This is a genomic window from Dorea sp. AGR2135, assembly GCF_000420885.1.
GTDB classification, from domain to species: Bacteria; Bacillota; Clostridia; order Lachnospirales; family Lachnospiraceae; genus Dorea; species Dorea formicigenerans.
Genome location: NZ_ATVU01000002.1, coordinates 179,234 through 192,193 on the forward strand (window position 1 = coordinate 179,234; position 12,960 = coordinate 192,193).

At 41.4% G+C, this 12,960-nt stretch carries 13 protein-coding genes; 4 read left to right on the forward strand and 9 right to left on the reverse strand.

Translation table 11 applies throughout. The features are described from left to right. Positions 1 to 315: 315 nt before the first annotated feature. Complete coding sequence (locus G593_RS0102400; protein ID WP_005334973.1) at positions 316 to 549, reverse strand: hypothetical protein; 234 nt, start codon at positions 547 to 549, stop codon at positions 316 to 318. A gap of 526 nt (positions 550 to 1,075) precedes the next feature. Here G593_RS0102400 and G593_RS0102405 point away from each other — a divergent pair. After that, positions 1,076 to 1,876 carry an adaptor protein MecA gene (locus G593_RS0102405; RefSeq protein WP_005341884.1) on the forward strand — a complete coding sequence of 267 codons (801 nt, stop codon included), beginning with the start codon at positions 1,076 to 1,078 and terminating at the stop codon, positions 1,874 to 1,876. 107 nt (positions 1,877 to 1,983) lie between these two features. Here G593_RS0102405 and G593_RS0102410 read toward each other — a convergent pair whose 3' ends face one another. Further along, entirely contained in the window at positions 1,984 to 2,208 is a 225-nt protein-coding gene (locus G593_RS0102410; protein WP_005334971.1) for a DUF1858 domain-containing protein, read from the reverse strand. A gap of 422 nt (positions 2,209 to 2,630) precedes the next feature. Then, positions 2,631 to 3,542 carry a C40 family peptidase gene (locus G593_RS0102415; RefSeq protein ID WP_005341886.1) on the reverse strand — a complete coding sequence of 304 codons (912 nt, stop codon included), beginning with the start codon at positions 3,540 to 3,542 and terminating at the stop codon, positions 2,631 to 2,633. Positions 3,543 to 3,816: 274 nt separating this feature from the next. Between G593_RS0102415 and G593_RS0102420 the strand changes: the two genes are divergently transcribed. Together G593_RS0102420 and G593_RS0102425 are read left to right on the forward strand one after the other, a co-directional pair. Then, on the forward strand, positions 3,817 to 4,227 hold the full coding sequence (locus tag G593_RS0102420; RefSeq protein WP_005341888.1) for a Fur family transcriptional regulator: 411 nt from the start codon (positions 3,817 to 3,819) through the stop codon (positions 4,225 to 4,227). A gap of 218 nt (positions 4,228 to 4,445) precedes the next feature. Further along, positions 4,446 to 4,988 carry an NADH peroxidase gene (locus G593_RS0102425; RefSeq protein ID WP_005341890.1) on the forward strand — a complete coding sequence of 181 codons (543 nt, stop codon included), beginning with the start codon at positions 4,446 to 4,448 and terminating at the stop codon, positions 4,986 to 4,988. A gap of 153 nt (positions 4,989 to 5,141) precedes the next feature. Here the strand turns inward: G593_RS0102425 and G593_RS0102430 are convergent, their stop codons facing one another. After that, positions 5,142 to 5,462 carry a hypothetical protein gene (locus G593_RS0102430; protein WP_029730616.1) on the reverse strand — a complete coding sequence of 107 codons (321 nt, stop codon included), beginning with the start codon at positions 5,460 to 5,462 and terminating at the stop codon, positions 5,142 to 5,144. A 216-nt stretch (positions 5,463 to 5,678) separates the two neighbouring features. On the opposite strand from G593_RS0102430, the gene G593_RS0102435 reads away from it, so the two are divergent. Next, a complete protein-coding gene (locus tag G593_RS0102435) occupies positions 5,679 to 6,767 on the forward strand; it encodes an NAD(P)H-dependent flavin oxidoreductase (protein WP_029730617.1) in 1,089 nt (362 codons plus the stop codon). A gap of 463 nt (positions 6,768 to 7,230) precedes the next feature. Here the strand turns inward: G593_RS0102435 and trhA are convergent, their stop codons facing one another. The 5 genes from trhA to G593_RS0102465 all read right to left on the reverse strand — a co-directional run bounded on the left by trhA (position 7,231) and on the right by G593_RS0102465 (position 12,910). Beyond that, on the reverse strand, positions 7,231 to 7,893 hold the full coding sequence (gene trhA, locus G593_RS0102445) for a PAQR family membrane homeostasis protein TrhA (protein ID WP_005341910.1): 663 nt from the start codon (positions 7,891 to 7,893) through the stop codon (positions 7,231 to 7,233). Positions 7,894 to 8,009: 116 nt separating this feature from the next. Further along, the gene (locus tag G593_RS0102450) at positions 8,010 to 8,270 is read right to left on the reverse strand and encodes a GIY-YIG nuclease family protein (protein ID WP_005341915.1); all 261 of its coding nucleotides are present in this window, start codon (positions 8,268 to 8,270) and stop codon (positions 8,010 to 8,012) included. Between the two features lie 66 nt (positions 8,271 to 8,336). Beyond that, entirely contained in the window at positions 8,337 to 9,236 is a 900-nt protein-coding gene (locus G593_RS0102455) for a murein hydrolase activator EnvC family protein (protein WP_005341917.1), read from the reverse strand. A gap of 159 nt (positions 9,237 to 9,395) precedes the next feature. Then, positions 9,396 to 10,361 (reverse strand): SpoIID/LytB domain-containing protein, encoded by a 966-nt coding sequence (locus G593_RS0102460; RefSeq protein WP_029730619.1) that lies wholly within the window; start codon positions 10,359 to 10,361, stop codon positions 9,396 to 9,398. Positions 10,362 to 10,444: 83 nt separating this feature from the next. Further along, positions 10,445 to 12,910, reverse strand: a complete 2,466-nt coding sequence (locus G593_RS0102465) for a glycogen/starch/alpha-glucan phosphorylase (protein ID WP_029730620.1) — start codon at positions 12,908 to 12,910, stop codon at positions 10,445 to 10,447. Between the last annotated feature and the right edge of the window lie 50 nt (positions 12,911 to 12,960).

The window sequence follows — 12,960 nt, forward strand, 5'->3', positions numbered from 1 at the left end:
TATAACAAACGAGTGGACATGCGTCATCCTTTTTCGACAAATTCAGGCCTTGCTTATGAGGGTACTTACACACTTTTTTTCAAGAATGCCTCGGCAATTTTGCTGCGAGGTGCGCGTCATGCAATTGCATGACACACTTCTACCGCGCACCTCTGCAAGTCTACACTCCGTTTCGGTCGGCGCAAAACCATTGTCCACCGGACAATGTGCGCCCTGCCGGAGGCTATATCAGCTGGGTGATTGACTCCCACCACTGATACCAGCTTATTTCTCAACACCTATAGAGGTGGGAGTCATCTCCCAGCTGATATATTTTCATCTATCTTGTTCCTGCATCTCTACATCATCAAAACACAATTCTTTTATATCTCCATTATCATTCAACACATAATCCCGCATATAGACTGCATCCTCCCTCACAATGTGAGCCTGCACAATCTGCATGGGACTTGCCGGCACCCCGTTCATTAACATATATACTCCCTTTTTTTCATAACCTGCCAACTCTGAAAAAAGACTTTGATAATTCCTTTCTCTGGGGTCCCCCATGACTTTACCTCCTCCTCAATAATGCACTTCCCCGGTCGCATTGTCTTCGAAATCTGTATATGACAAACCAGAAGGATAAAATGCCGTGATACATTATCCCACATATCCAGACACGTCCACTTTTCTGCTAGAAAACAGCCGTGCATTACTATTCAACTATCTGTTGCTTTGTTACTTATCTGATTGATTTTTTCATGATCTGTTGTTATTTAATTTTTATTTGATTGTACTCTAATTGTTATCTGATTTTTTCTGATTGTTGTTTTTATCTGATTGTTATTACTCTTGAATCTTTGCGCGGAATTCACGCTATTTCTCGAATTCTTATTCTGATTGGCTAGATACTGTTAAGAATTACTTTTTAAGAAATATGTTCTAAAAATATAGTTACCAGGGAAAACTATTTTCTAGTACGGTCATTATAATGGATACTCTTTTTAAAAGCAAGCACTTTTTTGATTTTATATTTATTTTATTGAACAAAAAACTTTTTCTATGCTATACTATGTGAAAGGAAGTGATAAATATGAAGATTGAAAAATTAAGTGACAATCAGATACGCTGTACATTAACACGCGCAGATCTGGCCGAACGTCAGCTCCAACTCAGCGAACTGGCTTATGGTACAGAAAAAGCGAGATCACTTTTCCACGATATGATGCAACAGGCAGCACAGGAATTTGGTTTTGAAGCAGAGAATATGCCATTGATGATCGAGGCAATCCCTTCTTCCTCAGATTCAATCGTGCTGATCATTACTAAAGTCGAGGATCCAGAGGAACTCGACACGCGTTTTTCTAAATTCGCACCTCTTCCGGGGCAGGATGGAGATTCTTCCCGTCAGGGACTCCCTGACAAACTGGAAGGTGCTGAATCTCTTCTTGATCTGCTTGGCAAAGTCAAAGAGAAGATTAATGCTGCACAAAGTTCTTCCAAACCGGAAAATCCAGTCAGCTCTTCATCAGAATCTCTAGATGATCCTGAAACTGAAGCTTTGGAGAATGAAATACCAAAAGACGCTGCACCTAAGAAACCTGCAATCCGTCTGATTTCATTTGCCTCTATGGACAATGTCCTTGCGGCCTCACGATTACTTGGAAATATGTACTTTGGTGCGAACACTTTGTATAAAGATACTGCCGAAAATATTTATATCCTTGCGATGACTCAGTCAGAACATACACGAAAGGATTTCAGTCGACTCTGTAATATGTTATCTGAATACGGTACATTAGAGAAGACCTCAGGCGCTACAATTGCTTTCCTAGGAGAGCATTGCAAAGTACTACTGGAAAATGATGCAGTACAGCAACTGGCTAATGTTTAAACAAAACTAAGAAAAATCTTTCAGGCTTATGCCTGACAATAAAAAGCGGATTCCAATTGGAGTCCGCTTTTTATTGTTCTATTTTCTGTTGTTCTGCAAATCTAATATTACTCACCAAGTTTTGCATTAATTGTTGCATTCAGTTTCTCAACAAGAAGATCTGAATCAATTCCGTGAACATATGCAGCATCTGCAAGTGATTCTCCGATAGAGCTTGGGCATCCGATGCAATGCATTCCTAATCCTGTAAGAACATCTACAATTTCAGGGCACTGCTCATAATATGTCTGAAGCAGTTCTCCCATAGTCATTTCCTTTGTAACTCGTGCCATGTGTGCACCTCCTTTTCTTTTACGTTTTCTTATTATAATTGCTTTTCACCATTGTGTAAACATTTTATGACAATTTTCCATTAAAATTTGATTTTTTAAAAGTCAATACGTTTGCCGATTTTTTTCGACAAAATACTATTTTTATCATAACTCCACAAAACATTCGTTCTTTTATTTACCTTGAATTATCCCCAGTTTCCACACCTTTTTATGTGGATAATGTGGAAAACTTTTAGAAATCATGTATTTTTCCACCTTTTTTCACGTTTTTAGTGTGGAAAACTTGGATAACTCAATGTGGATAAATTTTTAACTATTTTTCAACAGTCAAATTTTTTATACATTTTTGTCTATTTTGTATATCCGGCAATTTTTCACTTACTTAATCTGTTCTTTTATGCTTCTGTTCAATATGCACCAATTTAAAGTAATCTTCTTACTGTCAGAATTCCTTTATACGTGGCAGGCAATATCCCGATTCCTTTTCGGCTATTAATTGCATTTACAATTTGTCCGTCTCCCATGTAAATACCGACATGTCCATCATAGCAAATGATGTCCCCAGGAAGTGCTTCCGAATAACTGACTCCCCTGCCGGCACTTCGCATTTCTGAAGACGTTCTTGGAAGATTCACTCCAAAATGTGCGTAGACAGACTGCACAAAACCAGAGCAGTCAGCTCCATTTGTCAGGCTTGTGCCTCCCCAGACATATGGATTGCCGATAAACTGACATGCATAATCCACCACTGCCTGACCACTTCCGGCAGCCTCTCTCACAGCCCGAGCCTCTTCCTCTGCTTTCCTGGCCGCTTCTTCTGCCTCCGCAGCCAAACGCGCTTCCTCTTCCTCTTTAGATTCTGCATAAGAAAAAGCTTCTTTTGGATCTGCGCTTGCAGAAGCTTCTACGACTTCCTCTGCCTTCTGCTGAGCATTTCTTCCTATTATTATATACTGCGAATACACATACCCTGTAACCGAACCAGATTCAATCTTCGTCCATTCTCCAACTGGTCCTACGATTTTTGCTGCATAACCGGGATATAATTTACCCACCCATTCGCTCTGCTTTGTCGGTTCACTTCTTATATATAAAAATGATTCAACATCTGCAAAAGCCATATCTAAATACTCGCCCTTATCTTCTGGTGCCAGATAATCCTCCACCTGAATCTCTTTCTGTGAAGAATAACAATCATTCAGCACCTGCTCAATTCCCACTCCTGGCATAGTGTGATTATCCTCGATATCAGAAGCATATGCCGTAGCTGGGAAAACTCCAATAGCTCCTGTCAAGGTAACTAGGAACAATCCTTTTCTAAGAATCGAATCCATAAACTCCCTCCTTATGTTTTCTTTTCTTATCTTTTGTAAATATTACAGAATTGTTACATATGTTACGTGTTTATTATATCACGCAGCAATCCCATGTCAAGGCTATTATCCCGACTTTTCCTCATCATATTACATCCATTTTTTCACTTTTTTTACAAAATTTTACAATTAATTATTACAAAAGTATTACATTTATAAATTAAAAGTTGACAAATGGAACATTTTCTATTATTCTAATTATAGTAACAATTATCATTATCAAGGAGGTTATCGCATGGCTACATTGAAATACAGCAGACAGCGAGCATCCATTAAAGAATATCTCGATCATACAACTGAGCATCCAACTGCTGATACTGTATATCTTCATGTAAGAGAAGAATTCCCCCGTATCAGTCTTGGAACTGTTTACCGGAATCTGAATCTGCTTGCTGACATGGGCGAAGCAATTAAGATTACCACTCCTGACGGTGGGGACCGATTTGATGGCAATACTCGCCCACACTATCACGTTGTATGCACTTGTTGCAACCGGGTATTTGATCTGCATATCGACGAAGCTCACATCAATACCATGAATAAACTGGCCGAGGAGCATTTTGATGGCACGATTGATTCACATGCAACATTATTCTATGGAACTTGTCAAGACTGTATCACACAGAAAACATCCCGTAAGTCATAACAAACTTGTCAGTCTATTTTATCAAAAAGATAAATTTAATAAAAAATATTATTGACAATGACAAGTAATTATGTTATCTTAATACCAGTAACAATTACTAATATTGTTTTAGAGCTTTAAGAATAAATTCATTTACAAAAAATGCAAACGAAGCTCTGAATCACAAAACTAACTTGAACAACAAAAAATTTTAATAAAAAGAAAAGGAGATCATCATTATGAAAAAATTTGTATGTACAGTATGTGGATATGTTTACGAAGGAGAGGCTGCACCAGCTGAATGTCCAGTCTGTCACGCACCAGCTTCTAAGTTCAAAGAGCAGTCAGCCGAGAGAACATGGGCTGCTGAGCATGTAGTAGGCGTTGCACAGGGCGTAAGCGAGGATATCTTAGAGGATCTTCGTGCAAACTTCGCAGGAGAGTGTTCCGAAGTAGGAATGTACCTGGCAATGGCAAGAGTTGCACACAGAGAAGGATACCCAGAGATTGGTTTATACTGGGAGAAAGCTGCTCATGAAGAAGCTGAGCACGCTGCAAAATTCGCTGAATTACTTGGTGAAGTTGTCACAGACAGCACAAAGAAAAACCTTGAGATGCGTGTAGATGCTGAGCACGGTGCAACAGAAGGTAAATTCGACCTCGCAAGAAGAGCAAAAGCGGCTAACCTTGACGCAATCCATGACACAGTACATGAGATGGCAAGAGACGAGGCACGTCACGGAAAAGCATTCGAAGGCCTGCTTAAGAGATACTTTGGCTAAGCTACAAGCTGAGCAAGGATAAAAAGAAAGCTGACAGGATGGAGAATTTATTCACCAGACTGTCAGCTTTTCTTTTTAGACTTATTGGGCGACAGCCCTACATGAGGAAGTAGCGCCAGCGGATTCCGAATGGCTCGGCGCAACCTTATTAACTTATACGGCGACAGCCGTCCATGAAATAGAACGCAGGCTCTTTCGCTTTGCTTTTTGAATTCCATAATGAAACACTATCGTTCCGGCTCCGGCCATACAAATAAATGTGCCCCACCAGATAATCATTTCAACCGGTCCTCCACGTCTTCCGCCTTGCCCGTGATAATGACTATGCGATCCACTGCCCGAACTGCTTCCAGATTCGCCCCCGGATCCTCCACTGGAACCTCCGCCACCGGCCCGTGCATATCCTGTAACCGTAAAACACATGCAGCATATAACAATTAACAGTATTCTAAATATAACTTTATGTTTTTTCATTTTCTTCTCCATCAATCCATTCGAAACATTTTATTCTATTGTAACATAGTTATTATTGTTTCATCTCGCCTTTTGCATATAGTATTTAATACTATATATGAAAGAATAGATTACTACAAGATATTGACACCGAAAACATTTTGTTTTATAATTAAATAGTTTGAAATTCAAACTATTTAATTTCAAGCATAAATGATTCTGGAAAGGATAAATATTATGAATACAAAATTAAAACATCTTCAAATTGGTGATCTGACTGCCAGACTCCCAATTATACAAGGTGGCATGGGCGTCGGTGTCAGCCTGAGTAAACTTGCCGGAGCTGTAGCAAAAGAAGGCGGAGTCGGCATCATTTCCACTGCCCAGATTGGTTATGACGAGAAAGGCTTCGAGAAAGATCAGGCAGGATGTAATCGTCTTGCTATACGGAAACATATTCAAAAAGCAAAAGAAATCGCCTGTGGCAACGGACTTATCGGAGTAAATATCATGGTGGCTCTAAAGCATTATGAAGAACACGTAAAAGAGGCCGTTGCCGCTGGTGCCGATGTCATTATCAGTGGTGCCGGACTACCGATGAAACTTCCGGCTCTTGTCAGTGAAACTTGCCGTACAAAGATTGCACCAATTGTATCGTCTAAAAGAGCATTACAGATTATTTTAAAACGCTGGGCACACAGATATGACAGAACCGCTGATTTTATTGTAATTGAAGGTCCAAAAGCAGGTGGACATCTTGGATTTTCTACGGAAGAACTTGTTGATATTAATTCTCTTAATTATGATGAAGAAATCAAAAATATAATTGAATGTAAAAAAGAGTATGAAAAACAATACAACAAAAAAATACCAGTCATTGTTGCCGGTGGTATCTTTGACTCAGCAGACATTGCCCACGCATTGGGACTTGGCGCAGATGGTGTTCAAATTGCAAGCCGTTTTGTTGCAACAGAAGAATGTGACGCATCAGATGCATATAAGCAAGCTTACATACATGCCAGAGAAGAGGATATTCAAATAATCCAAAGCCCTGTCGGAATGCCGGGCAGAGCACTTCGCAATGAGTTCATCAAGAATATAGAACGAGAGCATCAGCCAATAAAAAAATGCTATAACTGCCTTGCCCAGTGCAATCCTGGCACTGTTCCTTATTGCATTACTCAGGCGCTGATCAATGCTGTAAAAGGTGATATTGAAAATGGGCTTATCTTCTGCGGAAGCAATGTTGGCAGAATTCATCAAATGACTACCGTACATAATTTGATGGAAGAACTTACCGATTTTTCTTCACTCAATGAAATTTAAATCCCCAAGCAGGCATCTCCGCCAATGAGCGGAGATACCTGTTTTCATTTTCAAGAATGCCTCGGCATTCTTGCTGCGAGGTGCGCGTCATGCAATTGCATGACCTACTTCTACTGCGCACCTCTGCAAGTCTACACTCCGTTTCGGTCGGCGCAAAACCATTGTCCAATTTTCTTCATTAATTCTCTAATTACTTGATTCTACTCTTTGAGCCTATCGTCCTGTTCTTTAAGTTTGTTAATTTAATCTTTAATTCTATCATCCTGTCCCTTAAGTATTTCTTCCTTCCGTTATAGTCTCTAGAGAGCTTTCGTATACGCAGGAAACTACCTTTTCTACGTATACGAAAAACAGCCTGAAAGTTTTCCTCTCAGACTGTTTCTTATTCTCTGCTATTTTTTGCTTTCCTCGCTGTTTTGACATGAAAATGATGTCTGCTGCACGGCTCCTTCATCTTCATCTGCTACAGCACAAATGCGTACATCACTACAAAGTGGCACAGGCTTCCTCCCATCACGAACAGATGAAAAATCTCATGGCTTCCAAAATTTTTATGCTTCCTGTTAAAAATCGGAAATTTCAGTGCATAGATCACTCCGCCGACTGTATAAATGATTCCGCCTGCTAAAAGCCATCTAAATCCCGCCGGCGACAGGGAATTGAGCAGTTGTGTAAATGCAAGTACACAAGTCCACCCCATTCCGATATAAAGTACAGAAGATACCCACTTCGGGCAAAATACCCAAAACGCCTTTATCAGAATTCCCGCAATTGCGAATCCCCATACAATTGCCAGTAGAATCCATCCCATACGTCCGCCGAGCACTAACAGACAAATTGGTGTATAACTTCCGGCAATCAATACGCTGATCATCATATGGTCAATTTTCTTCAGAATCGTATTTACCTTCTTGGAAATGTTAAATGTATGGTATGTCGTGCTGGCTGCATAAAGCAGGATCAGACTTGCCGCATAAACTGCAATAGATACAAGATAAATCCTGCCAGGCTCATGAGCTGCTTTGATAAGCAACGGAATTGCTGCAAATATTGCCATCAGCATTCCAATAAAATGTGTGATTGCACTTCCCGGATCTTTTACATGTTCTTCTATTACTTTTGCCATAACTTACCCCTCCTGAAAATAATGTTATATTCTTCTTTCGTATTTCCATACGTAGTTTTGATTACTACTTATTCTTATATCAATATTATAACCGTTATTTTCAAAAAAGCAAGTCCTTAAATATTAAATATTTCAGCTCTATTCTCAATCAATTGTAACTTCTCTTTCCTTTTCATATGCTTAATCGCATACTCCCGGCTCATTGCCTCTTCCTTCGTGGCAAATGTTTCCGAATACACCAGCTTCACCGGCAGACGGCTCTTCGTATATTTCGCGCCTTTTCCCGCATTATGAGCCTGTATTCTTTTTTCCAGATTGTTCGTCCAGCCAGTGTAGAGACTGCCGTCCCCACACTCCACAATATATGTATAATTCATGATTTCTCCTTTAATTGGGGACGTAGCAAAACTTCATTTTACTACGTCCCCAATTATACACATTCTTTATCTTTTTGTCATATAATCTACAGGGTTTACTGGTGTTCCATCTTTTCGTAATTCCATATATACGTTGCATCCTTCCACGCTGTAATACTTTGTCGGCTGTCCGATATAGCCGAGAATGCTTTTTGCCTCTACCTGGTCGCCGACTTTTACTGGCACTTCTTTTAACTGTCCGTAAAGGACTTCGTAACCATTTCCAAGGTCTACGGTCACGGTTGTTCCTGTCTGTGCGGTCACATCAATGGATTTAATTATTCCCGGTGCACCGCACAGAACCTGGTCTCCTTCTGCTCCGCTGATAACCAATGCCGGATTATACTTGTATTGGTCTAGTGTCGCGAAGTAAACTGTTTTGTCCATGCTGTAATTCATAAGCACCGTGCCGCTTACAGGCCAGATCATCTTGCTGTCGCTTGTAAAGTTTGCGGAAGATGCACTGCCAGCTGTCCTTGCCGCCTGCTGATCTTCGTTAGTCTGACTGTTGCCGTCCTGGTTGCCATTATTTCCGGATCCATCTGTGTTTCCGGCTGTTGCAGCATTTTTGCTTGCAGTCCCTGCCGTTCCTGCACCAGAGCCACTCTTTTCGGCTTTTCCACCGGTTCCGGCTCCATCCGTGCCTGACTCGGAAGCATTGTCTTTCTGTGCATTTCCACTTGCTTCCTGACTGGCTTCCTCCAGTGCTTTCTTCTGTTCCTCCAGTTGTGCTTTTGCGAGCTCCCCTTCTTTTTTCACTGTCTTGTAATCCCGCATTGTGTATGTTCCAACAATTGCTATGGCTGCCACAAAGCACAGAACTGCCGCCAGTGTCGCCTTACGATTTCTCTTTTGCTTCTGCCTTGGCGTCATTTTTTTCGGACCGGCATGTTCTTTGCCGCGATCCATCTTATTATTATCGTTCATTTTCATCACCACCTCTGACTCTATTCTTGCCAGATTGTAGTGGTACTATACAAACTACATATAAAATATTGTCTTTGCCTTTTTCTAGCCTTTCTTATATGGGAATTTCAAGAATGCCCCAGCTTTTTGTACAATACTATTATGACTTTACAAATTTTGCTACTCTCCTGCTCCGCCTTCCACCTGCACGATTTCCACGCCTTCTTTCAGTTCTGTCCCTTCGAAGAAATGTGCCAGTATCTCTTCCATGCTTTTTCCTTCTTTTGCCATTTGATTTGCCGTGTACTGGCTTAAGCCCAGTCCATGCCCGATACCCCGGGTCGTGATCCGCAGCTTTCCGTCATATTTCTGAAAAGAAAAGCAGCTTGATGCGAGATGATAATTGGTTCGGAATTCTTCTCCACTCACGGTGTCATTTCCAACCCGGACGCTAAGTACATATCCTGCAGTGTCTACTCCAGTCACTTCCGCATCCATATCGTCTATAGTAATTGTCTGAATTTGTTCTTTCGACTCAATATCTAGCGGACAGTCCACAATCTTCAGATACGGATAATCTTCGCTCCCCAGCGCCTCCCGTCCATCCCTTGTACTTCCATTACTGAGTCTGCAAAATGGTGTCTTTGCCAGCGCATTTTCATAAGTCAGCACCTGTCCGTTGGTCTCCTCCCATGCATGCTCAAGCCGCTTATAATACTTGGAATATTGATCTGCTCCCCAGGAATCCTGCATATCTTTCTTTGTCCAGTATCTCTCTTCTAATATAGTATCTGCCCCTGCGCCAAGTGCCAGACATACCTGGGTACGCACAAGAACTGCCTGGGTTTTTAAAGCTTCCTCCTCATAAACCGCAGGGATTTCTCTGGCCATAATTCCAATACAGTATTCACTGAGCGGTATCTTAATTTTATCCACATTTTCAGCATTAGAATCTTCCTGTTTTCCACCATCACTGCCGGACTTTTCCCCGTCTGCCTTCACATTTACCATAGTCTCGTCCACTCTGGAAGCTCCATAAGCTCCCGGTCCGCTTAAGAACACGGTGATAATATAAGGCAACAATATAATGATCAGAAGATAGCACCCCAGTTTCTTTAATCTATATTTCAAATATGCAAATCTCATATAAAAAACGCCCTCCCATATAAAATATGAGAAGACGTTCTTTTTTATTCTTCAAGAATGCCTTTGCATTGTTTCTGCATGAACTAAACTTCTACTGTCACTTTATCCAGATGCCAGATATCATCCACATACTCCTGAATCGTTCTGTCAGATGAGAATTTTCCACAGCTTGCAGTATTCAGAAGTGCCATCTTAGCCCATCTGTCTTTGTCGCGGTAAGCTTCTTCAACCTTCTTCTGTGTATCCGCATAAGAACGGAAATCCTTCAGAATGAAATACGTATCGGCTTTGCTTCCACCTTGAGCTGTCAGAAGTGAATTATACAGGTCACGGTACATTTCCTTATCACCTTGTGAATATGTTCCATCAACAAGCTGGTTCACAACACGTCGGATATCGGCATCACTATTGTAGATATCCATCGGATTGTAGCCGCCATTGTTCTCGTAATTGATGACCTCGTCAGAGCTGAGTCCGAAGATAAATGCATTCTCTGCACCAACTTCTTCAACAATCTCCACATTTGCTCCATCCATCGTTCCAAGTGTCGGTGCGCCGTTGAGCATGAACTTCATATTACCGGTTCCTGATGCCTCTTTGGAAGCTGTGGAAATCTGCTCGCTTACGTCAGCTGCTGCGAAGATGATCTCAGCATTTGACACACGATAATCTTCGATGAATACAACTTTCAGTTTGCCATTGATGCTGCGGTCGTTATTGACTACATCCGCAACGGAATTGATCAGTTTGATGATCTGTTTTGCACGGATATATCCTGCAGAAGCTTTTGCTCCGAAGATAAATGTTCTCGGATAGAAGCTTATTTCCGGATGTTCCTTGATCTCGTTATACAAATACATCACATGTAAAATGTTAAGAAGCTGTCTCTTGTACTCATGCAGTCTCTTGACCTGTACATCGAAGATAGATCTTGGATCCACTTCAATGCCATTGTGCTCTTTAATGTATTTTGCCAGGCGGACTTTATTCTCATACTTGATGCTCATAAATTCCTTCAGAGCTTCCTCATCGTCCACCCATTTTTTCAATCCTGACATCAGAGACAGATCTGTGATCCAGTCCTTTGTTCCAAGCTTATCTGTTACCCAGTCAGCCAGCAGCGGATTTCCATGCATCAGGAAACGTCTCTGCGTAATTCCGTTTGTCTTATTATTGAATTTCTGCGGCATCATTTCGTAGAAATCACGAAGCTCCTGTTTTTTCAGGATTTCTGTATGAAGTCTTGCAACTCCATTGACAGAGTATCCGGCTACGATTGCAAGATGAGCCATCTTTACCTGACCATCTCTTAAAATCTGCATCTTTGCTACTTTCCCTTCATTTCCCGGATACATCTCACGGATCTTAGCCACAAAGCGGCGGTCAATCTCCTGGATGATCTGGTATACACGAGGAAGCAGCCTGGAGAACAAATCAATTGGCCATTTTTCCAGAGCCTCTGCCATGATGGTGTGGTTCGTGTAAGCACAGGTCTTTGTTGTGATCTCCCATGCCTCATCCCAGCCAAGTCCTTCCTCATCAAGAAGAAGTCTCATAAGCTCGGCAACTGCTACCGTCGGATGTGTATCATTCATCTGAATCGTCATCTTCTCCGGCAGTTTATGGATATCATCGTGGTGCTTTTTATATTTTGCAAGCGCAGCCTGAAGACTGGCAGATACGAAGAAATACTGCTGTTTCAGTCTCAGTTCCTTTCCTGCATAGTGGTTATCGTTCGGGTACAGGACCTCTACGATCGTTTTTGCCAGATTCTGCTGCTCTACCGCTTTGTGATAGTCACCGCGGTCAAATGAATCTAACTGGAAATCTACGATTGGTTCTGCGTCCCAGATACGAAGTGTATTTACAATATGATTATCATATCCTACGATCGGATAATCATACGGAACTGCCAGAACAGACTCATAATTCTCCTGTTTAAAATGGATATCTCCGGTCTTATCATCGTACTCTACACGGATATTTCCACCGAAACGTACTTCCTTTGCATACTCCGGTCTGCGAAGTTCGAATGGATTGCCGTTCTTCAGCCAGTTATCCGGTTTTTCTTCCTGATAGCCATCTTTGATCTTCTGCTTGAACATACCATAACGGTAGCGGATACCACATCCGTAAGCTGCATAGCCAAGAGATGCCAGTGAATCCAGGAAACATGCAGCGAGACGACCAAGTCCGCCATTTCCAAGTGCCGGATCCGGCTCCTGATCCTCAAGTTCATTCAGGTTCAGACCCATTTCTTCCAGAGCCTCTTTCACCTCTTTATATGCCGTCATATTGATCAGGTTATTGCCAAGAGCTCTTCCAAGCAGGAACTCCATGGACATGTAATACACGATTTTCGGATCATCTTTCTCGTACTGCTTCTGAGTTGCGATCCAGTCATCGATAATTGCATCTTTTACGACATAGGAAACTGCCTGATAAAGCTCCTGCTGAGATACTTCGTCTACAGTTTTTCGGAACAGTTGCTTAACATTCTGTTCTACTTCTTTCTTAAACGCTTCTTTTTCAAATCTCGGATTAATCATATTGTTTTGATCCTTTCTTACTCTTGTTTCAGGAAATGTAAGATAAAAGA